14 protein-coding genes are annotated in these 18,839 nt (G+C 62.6%); 5 read left to right on the forward strand and 9 right to left on the reverse strand.

The window, feature by feature from the left end; all coding sequences use genetic code 11:
* Positions 1-78: 78 nt before the first annotated feature.
* From ptrA to recD, 3 genes are read left to right on the forward strand one after another with little or no spacing between them, the layout of a single operon-like run.
* Positions 79-2,964 (forward strand): pitrilysin, encoded by a 2,886-nt coding sequence (gene ptrA / locus LPQ25_RS04460; protein WP_014906979.1) that lies wholly within the window; start codon positions 79-81, stop codon positions 2,962-2,964.
* On the forward strand, positions 2,961-6,497 hold the full coding sequence (gene recB / locus LPQ25_RS04465; protein ID WP_015875135.1) for an exodeoxyribonuclease V subunit beta: 3,537 nt from the start codon (positions 2,961-2,963) through the stop codon (positions 6,495-6,497). The genes ptrA and recB overlap by 4 nt, the downstream gene beginning before the upstream one ends.
* Positions 6,494-8,338: an exodeoxyribonuclease V subunit alpha gene (gene recD / locus LPQ25_RS04470; protein ID WP_004149617.1), complete on the forward strand. Its 1,845-nt coding sequence runs from the start codon at positions 6,494-6,496 to the stop codon at positions 8,336-8,338. The genes recB and recD overlap by 4 nt, the downstream gene beginning before the upstream one ends.
* A gap of 57 nt (positions 8,339-8,395) precedes the next feature.
* Here recD and LPQ25_RS04475 read toward each other — a convergent pair whose 3' ends face one another.
* Both LPQ25_RS04475 and argA read right to left on the reverse strand, forming a co-directional pair.
* Positions 8,396-8,716: a hypothetical protein gene (locus tag LPQ25_RS04475; RefSeq protein ID WP_002915873.1), complete on the reverse strand. Its 321-nt coding sequence runs from the start codon at positions 8,714-8,716 to the stop codon at positions 8,396-8,398.
* Positions 8,717-8,945: 229 nt separating this feature from the next.
* The gene (gene argA, locus LPQ25_RS04480; protein WP_004149616.1) at positions 8,946-10,277 is read right to left on the reverse strand and encodes an amino-acid N-acetyltransferase; all 1,332 of its coding nucleotides are present in this window, start codon (positions 10,275-10,277) and stop codon (positions 8,946-8,948) included.
* Positions 10,278-10,504: 227 nt separating this feature from the next.
* Here argA and amiC point away from each other — a divergent pair, with 227 nt between their 5' ends.
* Together amiC and cobD are read left to right on the forward strand one after the other, a co-directional pair.
* Positions 10,505-11,758, forward strand: a complete 1,254-nt coding sequence (amiC, locus tag LPQ25_RS04485) for an N-acetylmuramoyl-L-alanine amidase AmiC (protein WP_004174538.1) — start codon at positions 10,505-10,507, stop codon at positions 11,756-11,758.
* A gap of 17 nt (positions 11,759-11,775) precedes the next feature.
* A complete protein-coding gene (gene cobD, locus LPQ25_RS04490; RefSeq protein WP_004143954.1) occupies positions 11,776-12,852 on the forward strand; it encodes a threonine-phosphate decarboxylase CobD in 1,077 nt (358 codons plus the stop codon).
* A 3-nt stretch (positions 12,853-12,855) separates the two neighbouring features.
* On the opposite strand, the gene LPQ25_RS04495 is transcribed toward cobD, so the two are convergent.
* From LPQ25_RS04495 to pduQ, 7 genes are all read right to left on the reverse strand, one after another.
* Complete coding sequence (locus LPQ25_RS04495; protein WP_040218640.1) at positions 12,856-13,722, reverse strand: GHMP family kinase ATP-binding protein; 867 nt, start codon at positions 13,720-13,722, stop codon at positions 12,856-12,858.
* Positions 13,723-13,813: 91 nt separating this feature from the next.
* A complete protein-coding gene (locus LPQ25_RS04500) occupies positions 13,814-15,028 on the reverse strand; it encodes an acetate/propionate family kinase (protein ID WP_014906983.1) in 1,215 nt (404 codons plus the stop codon).
* Positions 15,025-15,465, reverse strand: a complete 441-nt coding sequence (gene pduV / locus LPQ25_RS04505; RefSeq protein WP_014906984.1) for a propanediol utilization protein PduV — start codon at positions 15,463-15,465, stop codon at positions 15,025-15,027. The genes LPQ25_RS04500 and pduV overlap by 4 nt, the downstream gene beginning before the upstream one ends.
* A 4-nt stretch (positions 15,466-15,469) precedes the next feature.
* Complete coding sequence (gene pduU / locus LPQ25_RS04510) at positions 15,470-15,820, reverse strand: propanediol utilization microcompartment protein PduU (protein ID WP_002915850.1); 351 nt, start codon at positions 15,818-15,820, stop codon at positions 15,470-15,472.
* Positions 15,820-16,374 carry a propanediol utilization microcompartment protein PduT gene (gene pduT / locus LPQ25_RS04515; RefSeq protein WP_014906985.1) on the reverse strand — a complete coding sequence of 185 codons (555 nt, stop codon included), beginning with the start codon at positions 16,372-16,374 and terminating at the stop codon, positions 15,820-15,822. The genes pduU and pduT overlap by 1 nt, the downstream gene beginning before the upstream one ends.
* A 2-nt stretch (positions 16,375-16,376) precedes the next feature.
* Entirely contained in the window at positions 16,377-17,729 is a 1,353-nt protein-coding gene (locus tag LPQ25_RS04520; RefSeq protein WP_014906986.1) for a 4Fe-4S dicluster domain-containing protein, read from the reverse strand.
* Entirely contained in the window at positions 17,726-18,838 is a 1,113-nt protein-coding gene (pduQ, locus tag LPQ25_RS04525; protein WP_004174554.1) for a 1-propanol dehydrogenase PduQ, read from the reverse strand. Before pduQ ends, LPQ25_RS04520 begins: the two co-directional genes overlap by 4 nt.
* Position 18,839: the final 1 nt, after the last annotated feature.

An 18,839-nucleotide genomic window follows, 5' to 3' on the forward strand; every position in this document is an offset into this window, starting at 1 on the left:
GCGCAACGTATCACGGACTGATGGACATAAAAGGCTGCACGCTGTGCAGCGCAAGTTTGTTAATGATGAGGTTCGTGAATGCCCCGCAGTTTATGGTTCAAGGTTTTTGTTGTGCTGGCCGCCCTCTGGGCGCCGTTTAGTCAGGCCGACACCGGATGGCAGCCGATTCAGGAGACGATCCGCAAAAGCGAAAAAGATACGCGTCAGTATCAGGCGATCCGCCTTGATAACGACATGGTCGTGCTGCTGGTTTCCGATCCGCAGGCGGTGAAATCGCTGTCGGCGCTGGTGGTGCCGGTGGGATCCCTGCAGGATCCGGCCGATCATCAGGGGCTGGCGCATTTTCTGGAACATATGACGCTGATGGGGTCGCAAAAATATCCCCAGCCTGACAGCCTTGCAGAGTTTCTTAAGCTGCACGGCGGCAGCCATAACGCCAGTACCGCGCCCTACCGCACCGCTTTCTATCTTGAAGTGGAAAATGATGCGCTGGACGGGGCCGTAGATCGCCTGGCCGACGCCATCGCCGCGCCGCTGCTGGATAAAAAATATGCCGACCGCGAACGTAACGCGGTCAACGCCGAGCTGACGATGGCTCGGACGCGAGACGGGATGCGCATGGCCCAGGTCAGCGCGGAGACCATCAACCCGGCTCACCCGGCGGCCCACTTCTCGGGTGGCAACCTCGAGACGCTCAGCGATAAGCCCGGCAGCCCGGTGCTTGATGCGCTGCACACCTTCCGCGATAGCTGGTACTCCGCCAATCTGATGAAAGCGGTGATCTACAGCAACAAGCCGTTGCCGGCGCTGGCGCGCATGGCTGCGGACACCTTTGGCCGCGTGCCGAATCGTCAGATCAGCAGGCCGGAAATTACCGTCCCGGTGGTCACGGATGCGCAAAAAGGCATCATTATTCACTATGTGCCGGCGATGCCGCGTAAAGTGCTGCGCGTCGAGTTTCGCATCGACAACAACAGCGATCGCTTCCGCAGCAAAACCGATGAGCTGGTCACCTATCTTATCGGCAACCGCAGCCCGGGCACGCTCTCCGACTGGCTGCAAAAGCAGGGGCTGGCGGAAGGTATCCGCGCCGATTCCGATCCGGTGGTAAACGGCAACAGCGGCGTACTGGCGATCTCAGCCACCCTCACCGACAAAGGCCTGGCGCACCGCGATGAAGTGACGGCGGCCATTTTCAGCTACCTCGACCTCCTGCGTACTCAGGGCATCGACAAACGCTATTTCGACGAACTGGCGCATGTGCTGGCGCTCGATTTCCGCTATCCGTCGATCAACCGCGACATGGACTACGTGGAATGGCTGGCGGACACCATGATCCGGGTGCCGGTCGAGCATGCGCTGGACGTGGTGAATATTGCCGACCAGTACGACCCGCAGGCGATCAAAGACCGGCTGGCGATGATGACCCCGCAGAACGCCCGTATCTGGTATATCAGCCCCCAGGAGCCGCATAACAAGACGGCCTACTTTGTCGATGCGCCGTATCAGGTGGATAAGATTAGCGAGCAGACGTTCGCTGACTGGCAGCACAAATCGCAGGCCATCCAGCTGCAGCTGCCGGCGCTCAACCCCTATATTCCGGATGACTTCACTCTTATCAAAAGCGATAAAGCCTGGCCGCATCCGCAGCTGATCCTGGATGAACCGACGCTGCGGGTGGTGTATGCCCCGAGCCAGTATTTTGCCAGCGAGCCGAAGGCGGACATCTCCCTGGTGCTGCGTAATCCCCAGGCGATGGACAGCGCTCGCCGGCAGGTGATGTTTGCCCTCAACGATTATCTCGCCGGCATCGCCCTCGACCAGCTCAGTAACCAGGCGGCGGTCGGCGGCATTTCGTTCTCTACCGGCGCTAATAACGGATTAATGGTCAATGCCAACGGCTATACCCAGCATCTTCCGGCGCTGTTCAGCGATCTGTTGCAGGGATACTTCAGCTATACGCCGACTGAGGAGCAGCTGGAGCAGGCCAAATCCTGGTATGCGCAGATGATGGATTCCGCCGAGAAAGGCAAAGCCTACGATCAGGCGATAATGCCGATCCAGATGGTCTCGCAGGTGCCGTACTTCCAGCGCGAAGTGCGCCGGGCGCTGCTGCCCTCCATTACCCTTAAAGAGGTGCTCGACTACCGCGCCAACCTGAAAACCAGGGGGCGTCCTGAACTGATGGTGATCGGCAATATGACCGCCGATGTCGCCACGACCCTGGCCCGCCAGATCCAGCAGCAGCTGGGCGCTGATGGCAACGAATGGTGCCGCAATAAAGACGTGGTGGTGAACCGGCAGCAGCTGGCGATCTTCAACAAAGCGGGCAATAGCACCGACTCCGCGCTGGCCGCGGTGTTCGCGCCGCCCAATGTTGATGAGTTCAGCAGCACCGCCGCCAGCACCCTGCTGGGACAGATTATTCAGCCGTGGTTCTACAACCAGCTGCGTACCGAAGAGCAGCTCGGCTACGCGGTCTTTGCCTTCCCGATGAACGTGGGGCGCCAGTGGGGCATGGGCTTCCTGCTGCAGAGTAGCGATAAGCAGCCGGCCTTCCTCTGGCAGCGGTTCCAGGCCTTCTTCCCCACCGCGGAGGCGAAGCTGCGGGCGATGAAGCCGGAAGAGTTTGCCCAGCTCCAGCAGGCGGTGATAAGCCAGATGCTGCAGGCGCCGCAGACGCTGGGCGATGAAGCCTCGAAACTGAGCAAAGATTTCGATCGCGGTAATATGCGTTTTGATTCACGTGATAAAGTAGTGGCTCAGATTAAACTGCTGACGCCGCAAAAACTTGCCGACTTCTTCCATCAGACGGTGGTGGATCCGCAGGGCATGACGATCTTGTCCCAGATTTCCGGTAGCCAGAATGGCAAAGCGGACTATGCCCAGCCGAAAGGCGGCAAAGTGTGGGAAAACGTCAGCGCATTGCAGCAATCCTTACCCCTGATGCGAGAGAATGAATGACCGACACCGCTGAGTCTTTGGATCCCCTGCGCTTGCCCCTGATCGGCGAGCGCCTGATAGAAGCCTCTGCGGGCACCGGAAAAACCTTTACCATCGCCGCGCTGTATCTGCGGCTGCTGTTGGGGCTGGGCGGTGAGGCCGCCTATCCCCGCGCCATCAGCGTTGAAGAACTGCTGGTGGTGACCTTTACCGAGGCGGCGACCGAAGAGCTGCGCGGCCGTATCCGCAGCAACATCCACGAACTGCGCATCGCCTGCCTGCGCGGCGAATCCGACAATCCGCTCTACAGCGCGTTGTTGGCGGAGATCGCCGATAAAGATGACGCTGCGAAGACGCTGCTGCTGGCTGAACGGCAGATGGACGAGGCGGCGGTATTCACCATCCACGGCTTTTGCCAACGGATGCTGAGCCTTAACGCCTTCGAGTCGGGCATGCTGTTCGAGCAACAGCTGATCGAGGATGAATCCCGCCTGCGCTATCAGGCCTGCGCCGATTTCTGGCGCCGCCACTGCTATCCCCTGACCCGCGATATCGCGGCGGTGATCCACGACGTCTGGAAAGGGCCGCGCGATCTGCTGAAGTCCCTTGACCGCTGGCTGCAGGGCGAAGCGCCGCAGCTTAAGTCGCCGCCAGCCCCTAACGAGACGCTGGCCGAACGCCATCAGCAGATCATCGCCCGCATTGACTCGCTCAAGCAGCAGTGGCGCGAGCAGGTGGGCGAGATCGAAGGCGTGCTGGAAAATTCCGGCCTTGACCGGCGGAAGTTTAATCGCGGCAACCAGGGCAAGTGGATGGAGAAAGTGAACGCCTGGGCGCAGGAAGAGACGTTAAGCTACCAACTGCCCGACGCGCTGGAGAAATTTGCCCAGTCGTTTCTGCTCGAGCGCACCAAAGCCGGTGGCGAACCGCCGGTGCATCCCCTGTTTAGCGCCGTAGAGTCGTTGCTGGCCTCCTCGCTGACGCTCACCGATCTGGTGCTGGCGAGAGCAATGGTCGAGATCCGCGATGCGGTCGCCCGCGAAAAGCGCCGCCGCGGCGAGCTGGGGTTTGACGATATGCTCAGCCGGCTTGACGAGGCGCTGCGCGGCGACAGCGGCGAGACGCTGGCCAGCGCCATTCGCCAGCGTTTTCCGGTGGCGATGATCGATGAATTTCAGGACACCGACCCTCAGCAGTACCGGATTTTTCGCCGCATCTGGCGCCGGCAGCCGGAGACGGCTCTGCTGCTGATCGGCGATCCGAAGCAGGCCATCTACGCCTTTCGCGGCGCCGATATCTTTACCTATATGAAAGCGCGCGGCGACGTTGCCGCGCACTACACCCTCGATACCAACTGGCGCTCCTCGCCGGGCATGGTGGGCAGCGTCAATCGGCTGTTCAGCCTCAGCGATAACCCCTTCATGTTCCACGAGATCCCGTTCCTGCCGGTGAAGGCGGCGGCGAAGAACAAGGGGCTGCGCTTTACCGTTGACGCGGCGGACGTACCGGCGATGAACGTCTGGCTGATGCCCGGCGACACCGTCGGGTCTGGCGATTATCAGACCTTTATGGCGCAGCTCTGCGCCACGCAGATCCGCGACTGGCTGAGCGCCGGTCAGCAGGGGCGCGCGCTGCTGTGGCGCGGGGAAACCTCGCGCCCGGTACAGGCTTCGGATATTACCGTGCTGGTGCGCAACCGGCTGGAGGCGGCGCAGGTGCGTGAAGCGCTGCAGACGCTGGGTATTCCCTCGGTCTACCTCTCCAACCGCGACAGCGTTTTTGAGACGCTGGAGGCCCAGGAGCTGCTCTGGCTATTGCAGGCGGTGCTGGCCCCGGAGCGGGAAAATACCCTGCGCAGCGCGCTGGCGACGTCGATGTTTGGCCTGACCGCGCTGGATATTGAAAACCTGAACCAGGATGAGCAGGCGTGGGACGCGCTGGTGGAAGAGTTCAGCGAATACCGCCAGATTTGGCGGCAGCGCGGAGTGATGCCGATGCTGCGGGCGTTGATGACAGCCCGACATATCGCCGAGAATCTGCTGGCGACCCGCGGCGGCGAGCGGCGCTTAACCGACATTCTGCACATCAGCGAACTGCTGCAGGAGGCGGCCAGCCAGCTGGAAAGCGAGCATGCCCTTGTGCGCTGGCTGGCGCAGCATATCGCCGAGCCGGACAGCAACGCCGCCAGCCAGCAGATGCGTCTCGAAAGCGATAAGCACCTGGTGCAAATTGTCACTATTCACAAGTCAAAAGGGCTGGAATACCCCCTGGTCTGGCTGCCGTTTATCGCCCGGTTTCGTAAACAGGACCAGGCGTTTTACCACGATCGCGAGACGTTCGCGGCGGTGCTGGATCTGGGCCAGGATGAGGCCAGCCTCGAGCTGGCGGAGGCGGAACGACTGGCGGAAGATCTGCGCCTGCTGTACGTGGCCCTGACCCGCGCGGTCTGGCACTGCAGCCTCGGCGTGGCGCCGCTCAGCAGCCGGAAATCCGGCAACAGCGATTTCCACCTCAGCGCGCTGGGGCGGCTGCTGCAGGCGGGCGAAGCCATGGACGCCGCCGGGCTGGCCGCGCGGCTGGCAGACTTCTGTCATGGCGATATTGCATTACAGATTCCGGGCGAACTGGATCTCACCCCGTGGCAGGCTCCCGCGGCGACCATCCCGCGATTGTCGGCACGCGAGCTGCAGCGCCGCATCGCCGACGACTGGCGGGTGACCAGTTACTCCGGACTGCAGCAGCATGGTTTCAGCGGCGGGCAGGATTTGCTGCCGCGTCTGGATGTTGATGCCGCCGGCGTCGGCGAAGTCGTGGAAGAGCCGCAGCTGACTCCGCACCAGTTCCCGCGCGGCGCCGCGCCGGGGACCTTCCTGCACAGCCTGTTTGAGGAGCTGGACTTCACCCAGCCGGTGCCGGAAGGGTGGATGGCGGAGAAGCTGCAGCTGAGCGGGTTTGACGCGCAGTGGGCGCCGGTGCTGACCGACTGGCTGGGCGGCGTGCTGAAGACCCGCCTGCCGGGGCCGGATATCGCGCTCAATCAGCTTGCGGCGCGGGATAAACAGGTGGAGATGGCATTTTACCTGCCCATCGCCCAGCTGCTGACGGCGGAGCGCCTTGACGCGCTTATCCGCCAGTACGATCCCCTCTCTGCCGACACGCCGCCGCTGGATTTCCGCCAGGTGCGCGGCATGCTGAAGGGCTTTATCGATCTGGTCTTCCGTCACGAAGGCCGTTATTACCTGCTGGATTACAAATCCAACTGGCTGGGGGAAGATCGCGAGGCCTACACCCGGCCGGCGATGGAGCAGGCGATGCGTGCCCACCGCTACGATCTACAGTATCAGCTGTATAGCCTGGCGCTGCACCGCTATCTGCGCCACCGGCTGGCCGATTATGACTATGACCGCCACTTCGGCGGCGTGATTTATCTTTTCCTGCGCGGCATGGACGGGCAGGAGGGGGGGCAGGGGATCTTCACCACCCGGCCGGTGCGACCGCTGATTGACGGTCTGGATCAGCTTTTTGCCGGAGAAACTCAGGAGGAGGCCTCATGACTTTCGAACAACTACTGCTGGCGGCGGTGGAGCAGCGTCTGCTGCGGCCGCTGGACGTCCAGTTTGCCCTGATGGTGGCGCAAAACGACCCGCCGGCGGTCAAGCTGGCGGCGGCCTTGCTGAGCCGGGATGCCGGCGAGGGGCACGTCTGTCTGCCGCTCTCGCGGTTGAGCGGCGACGAGGCGCTGAGCGGTAAAGCCGGGGAGATCCGCGATCGGCTGCTGGCCGAAGCCGGCGCGCCGGAGGACTGGCCCGCACTGCTGCTCGCTTCGTCGGCGGTGAGCTGCGGTGATGCTCCGGCGCCGATGATTTTGTGCGGCGACCGGCTCTATCTCAACCGGATGTGGCGCAACGAGCTGACCGTCGCCCGCTTCTTCAATGAAGCCAACCGGGTGCTGGAGATGGATGAGGCCCGGCTGGCGTCAACCCTGAATGCCCTGTTCCCTGCCACCGGCGAAACCGACTGGCAAAAAGTGGCCGCGGCGGTGGCGCTGACCCGCCGCATCTCAGTGATCTCCGGCGGTCCCGGGACCGGGAAGACCACCACCGTGGCGAAGCTTCTGGCGGCGCTGATCCAGATCGAAGATAGTCCGCGCTGTCGTATTCGCCTGGCGGCGCCAACCGGGAAAGCGGCGGCGCGTCTGACCGAATCGCTGGGCGCGGCGCTGAGAAAATTGCCGCTGACCGACGCGCAGAAAGCGTTGATTCCCACCGAGGCCAGCACGCTGCATCGTCTGCTGGGCGCCCAGCCAGGCAGCCAGCGGATGCGCTATCACGCCGGCAACCCGCTGCATCTGGACGTGCTGGTGGTGGATGAAGCCTCGATGATCGACCTGCCGATGATGTCGCGGCTTATCGACGCGCTGCCGGCCCACGGGCGGGTGATTTTCCTCGGCGATCGCGACCAGCTGGCCTCCGTAGAAGCGGGGGCGGTGCTGGGGGATATCTGCGCCTGGGCGAGTTCGGGCTATACCGCCGCGCGGGCGCAGGAGCTGACCCGGCTGACCGGTTCGCCGGTGCCGGCGGGCGAGGGGGCTATCGCGGGCGCGCTGAGAGACAGTTTGTGCCTGCTGCAAAAGAGCTATCGCTTCGGTAGTCACTCCGGCATCGGGAGCCTGGCGCGGGCGGTGAACGCTGGCGCGCGCGCGGAGGTGAAGGCCACGCTGCGCCAGCCGTTTGACGATATCGCGCTTCATCCCCTCAGCACGACCGAAGAGTACGAAGCCATGCTCGGCGCGGCTCAGCAGGGCTATGAGCGCTACCTGCAGCTGCGCCGCGAGCGGGCCGAACCGCAGGCCATGCTGGCCGCTTTCAGCGAATTCCAGCTGCTGTGCGCGCTGCGCGAGGGGCCGTACGGCGTGAGCGGCGTCAATGAGCGGCTGGAGCAGCGGCTCAACCGCCAGCGGGCGATCGCCCTACCGCGCCACTCTCGCTGGTATGACGGCCGACCGATCATGATATCGCGCAACGACAGCGCGCTGGGGCTGTTTAACGGCGATATCGGCATCGCCCTGGAGCGCAACGGCGAGCTGCGGGTGTGGTTCCTGATGCCCGACGGCGCCATCAAGTCGGTGCAGCCGAGCCGTCTGCCGGAGCATGATACCGCCTGGGCGATGACCGTGCATAAATCGCAGGGCTCGGAGTTCGAACACGCGGCGCTGATCCTGCCGGCGCGCAGCGTCCCGCTGGTGACCCGCGAACTGGTCTACACGGCGATCACCCGCGCGAAACGGCGGTTGTCGCTCTATGCCGACGAGCAGGTGCTCTCCCAGGCCATTGTGACGCGCACCGAACGGCGCAGCGGCCTGGCGGAGATTTTCGCCGGGCGCGAAGCCCCCTGAGACGCCGGGTCCGGGCGATGGAAAATGCTGCAGCCGTCGCCCGGGCTGGCGGAAAAATCAGTAACTAAAGAACAGAGGGATAAGCCAGAGCGCCGAGATCGAGTTCATGGCGAAAAAGCGGACTGCTGCGCCGCCGGCCAGCGGTGGGGTGGAACAGCGGGCACAAAAAATCACCAGCGAGGAGATGAGAAGATTCATGCCGGACGTAAGGGCCAGCAGAAATAATATCGCGATGGCGGCGCCGAGCGCGGCATAGCCATGCTGATGATGGCGCTGGTTATCCCAGAGGAGCAGTATCATCAGCAACCACGGATAGAGGGCGACCGCGGTGGTGATGAGATTAATATGTCTGACCAGCCAGTTCGGTTTGGTTTCCATTCTTTAAGCGATCTTTACAGGGCGGGTGGCGGCCGCGGCGCCAGTCGACGTCCTGTCGACAGCCAATAGCATATCGGTGAGCCAGCGAGAAAGAAATGGCCTGCGCGGAAACCAGGAATTTCGCCCGCGTGCGTACGCCAGGCTGGCGGGAAGAGGGGCGGGAGACCGGCCGGGGATAAAGCGATAAGCGTCGCGCTATCCCGGGCCGTTAGATAGAGAGGAGAAGGGCTTAAGCGAGGTCGGCCATCAGCACCTTCGACCGGCGCTGATAGTTATACATCTGCTTTTTACTCTCCGGCAGCAGGTCGATATCCACCGGCGTGAAGCCGCGCTCCTGGAACCAGTGGATGCTGCGGGTGGTTAACACGAACAGCTTGCTCAGTCCCATCTGCCTGGCCTGAGCGGCAATACGCTCCAGCAGCACCTCTCCCCGCGACGAGCTCCGGTAATCCGGATGCACCGCCACGCAGGCCATTTCGCCGATCTTCTCTTCCGGGAAAGGATAGAGGGCGGCGCAGGCGATGGTGGTGTTATCGCGCTGAATAATGGTGAATTTGTCGATCTCCATCTCCAGCTGTTCGCGGGAACGGCGTACCAGAATGCCCTGCTGCTCGAGCGGGCTTATCAGCTCAAGAATACCGCCGATATCATTGATGGTCGCCCGACGGATCTGCTCCGCGCTCTCCATGACGATCTGGGTGCCGATGCCGTCGCGTGAAAACAGCTCCTGCAGCAGCGCGCCATTTTCCTGATAGCTGATCAGGTGGCAGCGCCGTACGCCGCTGCGGCAGGCCTTCACCGCCCCGCGCAGGAAGCGCACGGTGCCGGAGTTATAGTCTTCGTCTGCTTCCAGCTCTTCGACGCGGGCCTGCGCCTCATTAGGGAACAGTTCGGAGACAATTTCCCCGGCCTGGTTGTAAACCCCTTGCGACGAACAGAAGCCGATCATTTTCTCCGCCTTCAGCTTGATGGCCAGCTGGGTAGCGATCTCTTCCGAAGTCAGGTTAAAGCTCTCGCCGGTGACCGACACCGCGACCGGCCCCATCAGGACAATGGCGCCGCTGTCGAGCTGACGATGAATCGCCTCTTCGTCAATGCGGCGAATGCGTCCGCTGTGGCAATAATCGACGCCGTCATCGACGCCCAGCGGCTGGGCAATGATAAAGTTGCCGCTGACAACGTTGATATGGGCCCCCTGCAGCGGGGTGTTGTTGAGGCTCATCGACAGACGGGCGGTGATCTCCAGCTGCAGCATCCCCGCCGCCTGCTTAACCAGCTCCAGCGTTTTGGCGTCAGTCACTCGCGTCTGCTTGTGATAGACCGGCTCGTGATGGTGCTCGGCGAGGTTAGCGTCAATCTGCGGGCGGGCGCCATAGACCACCACCAGGCGAATGCCCAGGCTATGCAATAATCCTATGTCATTGACAATATTTGAGAAATTTTCATGCTCAATGGCTTCGCCGCCCAGCATGATGACAAACGTTTTTCCCCGATGGGCATTAATATAGGGAACAGAATGGCGGAATCCTTCTACCAGTTCAGTGCGACGTTCCTTCACCATGACAAACCCTCAATGCATGATTATTCGTAATTATTGTATTTTTATTCTGTTTTGCCGTTAAACGCAAGCCCCAATTTGAGGCTAAGCCGCGAAAAACATGTGACCCGGCGCAGGGTGTCAATGAATGTTTACCCTTTTATAGATGACAGGTTATATGCCTTTCGTTAAAGTTTCTGGTCAATCTGTTTGTTTTGGGTATAAATGCGTTTTTATTGCTTGGGAGTGGCATGTCGGGAAACAACTCTGGATTAAGCCGTCGCCGTTTATTGCAGGGGGCGGGCGCCATGTGGTTAATGAGCGTGAGCCCTGTTGGGCTGGCCGCCGCCGCGCGGGTGGTCGCTGTTCGCGTCTGGCCAGCATCGACCTACACCCGCGTCACGGTGGAATCGAATCATGTGCTGAAATACCGGCAGTTTGCCCTCAGTAATCCGGAACGGGTAGTGGTCGATCTGGAGGGGGTTAACCTGAACTCGGTACTGAAGGGCATGGGGGGGCAGATCCGCGCTGACGATCCCTTTATTAAGTCCGCCCGGGTGGGCCAGTTTGATCCGCAAACCGTGCGCATGGTCTTCGAACTCAAGCAGAACGTTAAGCCGCAGCTGTTTGCCCTCGCGCCGGTGGCCGGCTTTAAAGAGCGTCTGGTGATGGATCTCTACCCCGCCAACGCTACCGATGTTCAGGATCCGCTGCTGGCGCTGCTCGAGGATTACAACAAAGGCGATCTGGAGCGGCAGGTGCCGCCGGCGCAAAGCGGGCCGCAGCCGGGCAAAGCCGGGCGCGACCGGCCGATTGTCATCATGCTCGATCCCGGGCACGGCGGCGAAGACTCCGGCGCCGTGGGGAAGTATCGCACCCGCGAGAAAGATGTGGTGCTACAGATCGCCCGTCGCCTGCGGGCGCTGATCGACAAAGAAGGCAATATGAAGGCCTATATGACCCGCAACGAAGACGTGTTTATCCCGTTGAAAGTGCGTGTCGCCAAGGCGCAGAAGCAGCGCGCCGACCTGTTCGTGTCGATTCACGCCGACGCCTTTACCAGCCGCCAGCCCAGCGGCTCTTCGGTGTTTGCCCTCTCCACCAAGGGGGCCACCAGTACCGCGGCAAAATATCTCGCCCAGACGCAGAACGCCTCGGATCTGATCGGTGGGGTCAGCAAGAGCGGCGACCGCTATGTCGACCACACCATGTTCGATATGGTGCAGTCCCTCACCATCGCCGACAGCCTCAAATTCGGAAAGGCGGTGCTGGAGAAAATGGGCAATATCAATAATTTGCACAAGAATCGGGTAGAGCAGGCGGGCTTTGCGGTACTGAAGGCGCCTGATATCCCCTCCATTCTGGTGGAGACGGCGTTTATCAGTAACGTGGAAGAAGAGCGGAAACTGAAAACGGCCAAATTCCAGCAGGAGGTGGCCGAGTCGATCCTCGCCGGGATTAAAGCCTACTTCGCCGACGGCGCGACGCTGGCCCGCCGCGGATAACCACACAGGAAAGGGACATGGCCTTACTGAAAAGCGCCCATGGCGGCAATATCCGCGAGGCCGCCGCCCTGCTGGGCATAGCCCCCGGCGAGCTGCTGGATTTTAGCGCCAACATCAATCCGCTGGGGATGCCTGCCTCGCTCAGGCAGGCGATCGTTGACAACCCAGGCTGCGCCGAACGCTACCCTGACGTCGAGTATCAACAGCTGCATCAGGCGCTGGCTGCCCACCATCAGTTGCCGGCGGCGCATATCCTCGCCGGCAACGGCGAAACTGAATCGATCTTCACCCTCGTCCACGGCCTTAAGCCGCGGCGGGCGATGATCGTCATTCCCGGTTTTGCGGAGTACCGGCGGGCGCTGCAGACGGTGGACTGTGAGGTGGTGGAGTATGCCCTGCGGGAGCGCGATGGCTGGCAGCTGACCGACGCGATCCTCGATGCCCTGACTCCGGCGCTGGACTGCCTGTTTCTCTGCACCCCGAACAACCCCACCGGCCTGCTGCCGGAGCGGGGCCTGCTGGAAGCCATTGCGCAGCGCTGCCGGGCGCTGAACATCAGCCTGATCCTCGATGAGGCCTTCCTCGACTTTATCCCCGACCAGCCGGGGTTTATTCCTCTGCTGGCGCAGCATCCGCACGTCTGGGTTTTGCGATCGCTGACCAAATTTTATGCCATTCCGGGGCTGCGTCTCGGCTACCTGCTGAACGCTGATGCCCAGGCGGTGGCCCGACTGCGCGCGCGACAAATGCCGTGGTCCATCAACGCCTATGCCGCCCTGGCCGGGGAAATTATTCTCCAGGATCGGGCGTATCAGCGGGCCACCTGGCAGTGGCTGCAGGAGGAGGGAGCGCGTTTCTATGCGCAGCTGCAGGAGATGGCCGGGCTGACCGTGTGGCCCGGGCGTGCTAACTACCTGTTCTTGCGCTGCGACAGAGCCGATTTTGACCTGCAATATGCCCTGCTGCGCCAGCATGTGCTGATCCGCAGCTGCGCCAACTACCCGGGGCTGGATAGCCGCTATTTCCGGGTGGCGATCCGCAGCGCCGAGGAAAACGACCAGCTGCTGGCGGCGTTGCGCCGGGTGCTGGCCTGAGGCCTACTGCAGGATGACGCCCCCGGGCACCATCGCCAACAGATGCTGCTGCGGCCAGTGGGCGGCGATGTCGCTGTCTGCCAGCCGCCATTGCAGAAATTCGACGTCATGCCGACGGCGGTCCAGCAGCAGGCCGACGACGCTGCCGCTGTGCGCCACGTTGAGACCATAGAGCCCTGCGCTTTCCACCAGGTCCAGCAGCGCGTCAAACCCCGGCTTAGGCAACAGCTGCTGGCTGGCAATGGCGCTGATGGTTGCTGCTTCGCCCAGCAGCTGCGGGCTGCCGCAGTGGCAGGCCTGCTGTACTTTCTCCCACGCCAGCTGCAGCCGGGAGGCGTTTGCCAACAGGCCCGGCTCGCGCGGCAGCTGGTGATAGTCGGTGGTGCGCAGCGTCAGCGGGCTCTCCAGCACTAACAGGTCGAGCGCCGGCGGAGGGGGACAGGCGATTTGCGTGGCGGCGGTATTATGGTCGAACAGCGTCAGCTGGCGAAACAGGGTGCTGTCGGTAGGCTCCAGCGCGACGCACAGGCGCGCCAGCGTCGGCTCATCCAGTAGATGGCCCAGATGATGGGCGGTGGCGACGGCGGTGGCAGCGATATCGGCGGTGCTGCTGGCCATCCCTTTGGCCACCGGGATCGTTGAGTGCAGGGTGATGCGGATCTGCTGGCTCAGCGCTGGGGGGTAGCCCCAGTGGGCCAGCAGCTGGTTGACCATCGCCCGCGACAGCGGCCGCTCGTCTTTTCGCGGTACCCCGGTCTCGACCTCGACGGTGCTGTACCAGTCCACCGGACAGGAGACCAGCTTTTCGCTGCCGAGGATCCAGCCCTGGATAAGTTCTCCGCACGAGGCGGGACATTGTGCAACAGCCACGTTTTCACCTTTCCGCTTACCTTCGCCAGGGCGCATAGTGGCATGGCGACCCGCCGGTTACCATGATTCTCCGCAAGAGGAGGCGCGTCGTTTATGCCGACACCGCCAGCTCGCGCGCCTGCGGCAATGCAAGACGCATGACGTCGCGGGCAATCATTAGCTCTTCATTGGTGTTGATCACCGCCACTTTGACCAGCGCATTATCCGCCTGAATAAAGGTCGCGCTCCGCTGGTTTTTCTCGTCGTCCAGCGCGAGGCCGAGAAAATGCAAATTGCGGCAGATCGTCGCCCGCGCCCGGGCGGAATTCTCGCCTATGCCGCCGGTAAAGATCAGCGCGTCCAGACCTCCCATCTGCATGATATAGCTGCCGATAGTCGCGCGAATGCGTTCGGCAAACAGCGACAGCGCCAGAGCCGCCCGTTCGTTGCCGGCGTCGGCTGCCTGTTCGACGTCGCGGTAATCAGAGGACACGCCGGAGACGCCCAGCAGCCCGGATTCATTATTCAGCAGCTGGCTGAGCTGCAGGGCGGATTTCCCTTCTTTCTCCACCAGCCAGGGAAGGATCGACGGGTCGATATCGCCGCTGCGGGTGCCCATCATCACCCCGGACTGCGGGGTAAAGCCCATTGAGGTATTCACCGACTGCCCGCCTTTGATGGCGCAGACGCTACAGCCATTGCCCAGATGGCAGCTTACTACCCGCAGGGCGCTCAGCGGTACGCCCAGCTTTTCCGCCAGCGCGCTGCTGACATAGTGATGGCTGGTACCGTGAAAACCGTAGCGGCGAATGCCCAGCTCGGCGTAATAGCGCCAGGGGAGGGGATAGAGCCAGGCCTCCGGCGCCAGGGTCTGGTGAAAGGCGGTATCAAAAACCGCCACCGCCGGTACCGCGGGTAACAGCTGGCGAAAGAGACGCATGCCCAGCGCATTGACCGGGTTATGCAACGGCGCCAGCTCCGCCAGGCGCTCGATCTCCCGCAGGGTATCGTCGCAGACCAGCGCTGCGTCTTTGAAGCGTTCGCCGCCGTGGGCGACGCGGTGGCCAACGCCGTCGATCTCCTGCAGGCTGCTCAGGATCCCGCGGCCGGTCAGCGCCTCCAGCAGCAGGGTCACTGCCTCATGGTGATCGGCGATGGGCAGCGTCTCCTGCCATTTCTGTGCCGACGTTTTCAGCGTGAAGCGGGCCTCGGGCAGGCCGATACGTTCGATCAACCCCTGACAGAGCAACGCCCCCTGCGGCATGTTAAGCAGCTGAAACTTCAGGGAGGAGCTGCCGGCGTTAATCGCCATGATTTTATAGGTCATTGATATTCCTCTGCATTCAGGCAGGCGAACAGGTCATCAAGCCCGTCGCCGGTTAACGCGCTGGTGATAAAGATATGTCCGGCGCCCGCCGCCTCGAGCCATGTCCGGACCTGTTGCAGACGGGGCGGGGCGGCCAAATCGGCTTTGGTGATCACCCCGATGACCGGGCGGTTCATCGGAGCGGTAAACCCCGGAGAAAAAGGTGACCAGGGCGCATCGGCATTTAGTACCAGCGCGATGACATCGGCCTCGCAGGCGCTGGTTAACAGCGCGCTGTACAGGCAGCGGTTTTCCAGATATTCCCCGGGGGTGTCGATGGCGGCCGGCGTCCAGACGATGGCCTGCGTTTTTTGATAACGCAGCGTTTCGCCACGCAATACCTGGGTCAGCGTGGTTTTACCGCACTGGCTGGGTCCGATTAGCATCAGGCGTTTCATGGGCTCAGGTCCGGGTAATTGGGCAAGCGGTGAAGCGCATCAGCTCACCGAGGGTGCGGGTGACCTGCCTGAGCGCGTACTCCACCGCGGAGACATCGCCGGTCAACACCACCGCGCCGGTGAAGCGATCGAGAAAACCGATCTCCACCGCGCCGGACTTGGTGGCGATGTCGCAGGCGATAATCGATGCTTCACTGGGGGTAATGGTAAGAATGCCGATGGCGGAGACCGCGTCCGGCAGACCCAGCTTTTTGAACAGATCTTTGCCAGGATTGGCAATGAGATGCGCCAGAGTGACCTGTTTGCCCGGGACATACTCCTGGATCATGCGTTCGGTAGGGGTTTGCGGTTCCATTATCCCTCCATCAGCTGTTGCCACAGCGCATCGTGCGGTCGCGGGATCACTGTCCGGTGAACCAGTAATCCTTTCTCGCCTGCGCTGTCGCTGGCCACCGTGACGGCGTTGTCGACATCGGCGATATCACCCGCCACCACCATGTAGCATTTGCCGCCGATACCAAACGCCATATGGACCCGCACCAGGGTGACGTTGGCCGCTTTCACCGCGCGGTCGGCGGCGCTGATGCACGCCGCCACGCTCCAGGTTTCGACGATCCCCGCCGCCTGCCGCTGCCCGACCACGTTGAGACCGCTGATCGCCGGTAGTACGCTGGGGTGAATGTTGGCCAGCACCAGGCTGTCCACCAGCATCTCCCCAGCGCGCGCGGTGCCGGCGGCGATTGCCTGCTGCACGGCGCCGACGTCGCCGCCGAGCATCAGCAGGAATTTCCCGGGGCAAAGGGTTCTGCAGAGCAGGAGCTGTACGTTCGCGCTTTTCAGCATGACGTCACCCAGCTCCATCCCCCTGGCGATGCTGGTCAGTTCTAAAATTCCGATAGCCTGGGTCATGATTAACCTCTTACAAGCGTAATGGCCTGCTCCGTGATGGCGGAGACCAGGCCGTCAATACTGGCGTGCACCGGCGCGCCGAGGGCGTCGGCGGGGATATCCGCCAGTAGCTGGCCGCGCGTTACCCGCTCTCCCGGCGCGACGCAGGGCACGGCGCTGATGCCGATATGCTGGCGCAGGGGCAGGGTGACGCAGGCCACCTCCGGCTCCACCGCCGTCAGCGGCGCTTCCTGATACCAGGGATCAAGTCCCAGTTTGCTGATGAGCCGCTTGACCGGCACCAGGCGGTGCTTCGCCATCTCGTCCGCCGGACGCAGCGGTCCGTCGTAGCGCAGGTTTTTCGCCCTCAGCTCACGTTTCAGCAGACGGTTGATGCGCATGGGGGAAATACCCACCGGGCAGGCGACGCTCTCGCAAACGTTGCACTCCGAACAGGTCAGGGCGCTGAGCAGCAGCGACGGGGTGGCCGCCTGGCGATAGTTCACCGCCCGCACCAGCAGATGAGGGGAAAGCTCATGGCCGATCAGGTGCCGGGGGCATAAATCTGTGCATAAACGGCACTGTTCACAGACGGTGCGGGCGATGGCGAGCAGCGTTCGTTCATCCTGCCGCCGTCGCTGGATCAATGGATGGTTGCCCGGGAGCACCAGCAGGCCGCCGGTGGTTTTGGTGACCGGTGTCTCGAGGGAGGTAATAAGCGAGCCCATCATCGGACCGCCGTTGATAAACCCCGGATCGTCAACCGTCGCGCCGCCGGCCAGATCCAGCACCTCGCGCAGCGATATACCCAGTGGTACGGCCAGCGTCAGCGGACGGGCGACGGCGCCATTGACGGTCAACGTCCGGCGAGTCACCGGATAGCCCTGTTCCACGGCTCTGGCGATATTGAGCACGGTCTGCACGTTATTGACCACCACGCCGACGCTGACCGGCAGCGCGGCAGGTGGTACGCGGCGTCCCGTCGCCAGCCAGATAGTGAGCACCTCATCCCCGGCCGGATAGACGTCAGGCAGAATATGCAGCCGGGCCCATTCCGGGAGTCGTGGGGTTAGTGCCGCAATCGCCGGAGCATATTTCGCCTTCAGGGCAATGATCCCTTCCCGGGCGCCAGTGGCGGTCATCGCGTAACCCAGGCCGCGAATCAGTCGGTCAGCCTGCTGAGCCATCAGCTGTTGGTCAACCTTCAGCATCGGTTCGCATTCGGCGGCGTTCACCAGCACGGTGTCCACCCGGGCCTGCAGTTTGATGTGGGTCGGAAAGCCTGCGCCACCGGCTCCTACGACGCCAGCGGCCCGAACGCGTTCGCGGATCTCCGTCGCATCAATGCTTGATAGTGGCACTATCGCTTCACTCATTGCAGGTTCTCCAGCAGTTGCGCGATGGCCGCGCCATCGACCGGACGCGGGTTGGTGCGCAGGGTGGCGTCGGCCAGCGCGGCCGGCACCATGGCGGGAATTCGTGATAAGAAAAGGGGATACTTTTCCTGCAGCGCGCCCTTAAGGGTGGGAATGGCGCACTGCTGTTTCAGCGTTTCCACCGCGGTAAGCAGCGCCTGGAAAGCCTCCTGTTCGCCAGCTTCGGGCGGGCAGAAGCGGCAGGCCCTGGCCAGGCGTGCATAGCGCTTAGCCGCTCGCGGCTCGCCGGCATTGAAGCGGATCACCGCGGTCAGCAGCAGCGCATTGGCCAGGCCATGGGGGAGGTGAAACTGGCCGCCAAGCTGATGGGCGATCGCATGATTGAGCCCAAGGCCAGCCTGGCTAAAGGCCATACCGGCGAGGGTTGATGCATTGTGCATTTTGCTGCGGGTCGCAATGCAGTCGCCCTGACGAATCGCAACGGGCAGGGCGCGAAACACCAGCCTGGCGGCCTTTTCCGCCAGCGCATCGGTAAAATCGGTGGCCTGCGGCGAGACCCATGCCTCCAGGGCGTGGGTCAGCGCGTCCAGCCCGGTATGGGCTGTGATGGTGGGCGGTACGCTAACCACCAGCGTCGGGTCGATGATCGCCATGTCGGGACAGAGCGCCTCATGGAACAGCGGGTACTTGATCCCTTTTTCCGGGTCGCTGATGACGCAGGCGCTGGTCACTTCCGAACCGGTACCGCTGGTGGTGGGGATCGCCACGCAGGTGTCGACAGGCAGACCGCCCTGCTGGCTGAACCAGACGATAGCCTTGGCGGCATCCATCGCCGAGCCGCCGCCGAAGCCGATCACCACCTGCGGACGCAGGGCCTGCATCTGCGCTATCCCTTTCGCCACGGTGTGAATGGTCGGATCCGGTGTAATATCGCTGAACACGCTGACGCGGTTGCTGGCGGGCAGCGCGGCGCGCAGTCGGTCAAGCAGCGGCGAGCGCGCCAGGAAGCCGTCGCAGACGATCCAGATGTGCTGATGGCTAAAGCGCTGCAGCGCGGCCAGGCTGCCCGGGCCGCTGTAGAGGCGCGTTTGCAGAGAAAAGGTATGCATG

This window comes from Klebsiella sp. KPN54798, assembly GCF_021184225.1.
GTDB classification, from domain to species: Bacteria; Pseudomonadota; Gammaproteobacteria; order Enterobacterales; family Enterobacteriaceae; genus Klebsiella; species Klebsiella pneumoniae.

Excerpts from the sequence above, each read along its gene's own strand:
- ptrA (WP_014906979.1), top strand. The coding sequence starts at position 79 with ATGCCCCGCAGTTTATGGTTCAAGGTTTTTGTTGTGCTGGCCGCCCTC.
- recB (WP_015875135.1), top strand. The coding sequence starts at position 2,961 with ATGACCGACACCGCTGAGTCTTTGGATCCCCTGCGCTTGCCCCTGATC.
- recD (WP_004149617.1), top strand. The coding sequence starts at position 6,494 with ATGACTTTCGAACAACTACTGCTGGCGGCGGTGGAGCAGCGTCTGCTG.
- LPQ25_RS04475 (WP_002915873.1), bottom strand. The coding sequence starts at position 8,716 with ATGGAAACCAAACCGAACTGGCTGGTCAGACATATTAATCTCATCACC.
- argA (WP_004149616.1), bottom strand. The coding sequence starts at position 10,277 with ATGGTGAAGGAACGTCGCACTGAACTGGTAGAAGGATTCCGCCATTCT.
- amiC (WP_004174538.1), top strand. The coding sequence starts at position 10,505 with ATGTCGGGAAACAACTCTGGATTAAGCCGTCGCCGTTTATTGCAGGGG.
- cobD (WP_004143954.1), top strand. The coding sequence starts at position 11,776 with ATGGCCTTACTGAAAAGCGCCCATGGCGGCAATATCCGCGAGGCCGCC.
- LPQ25_RS04500 (WP_014906983.1), bottom strand. The coding sequence starts at position 15,028 with ATGACCTATAAAATCATGGCGATTAACGCCGGCAGCTCCTCCCTGAAG.
- pduV (WP_014906984.1), bottom strand. The coding sequence starts at position 15,465 with ATGAAACGCCTGATGCTAATCGGACCCAGCCAGTGCGGTAAAACCACG.
- pduU (WP_002915850.1), bottom strand. The coding sequence starts at position 15,820 with ATGGAACCGCAAACCCCTACCGAACGCATGATCCAGGAGTATGTCCCG.
- pduT (WP_014906985.1), bottom strand. The coding sequence starts at position 16,374 with ATGACCCAGGCTATCGGAATTTTAGAACTGACCAGCATCGCCAGGGGG.
- LPQ25_RS04520 (WP_014906986.1), bottom strand. The coding sequence starts at position 17,729 with ATGAGTGAAGCGATAGTGCCACTATCAAGCATTGATGCGACGGAGATC.
- pduQ (WP_004174554.1), bottom strand. The coding sequence starts at position 18,838 with ATGCATACCTTTTCTCTGCAAACGCGCCTCTACAGCGGCCCGGGCAGC.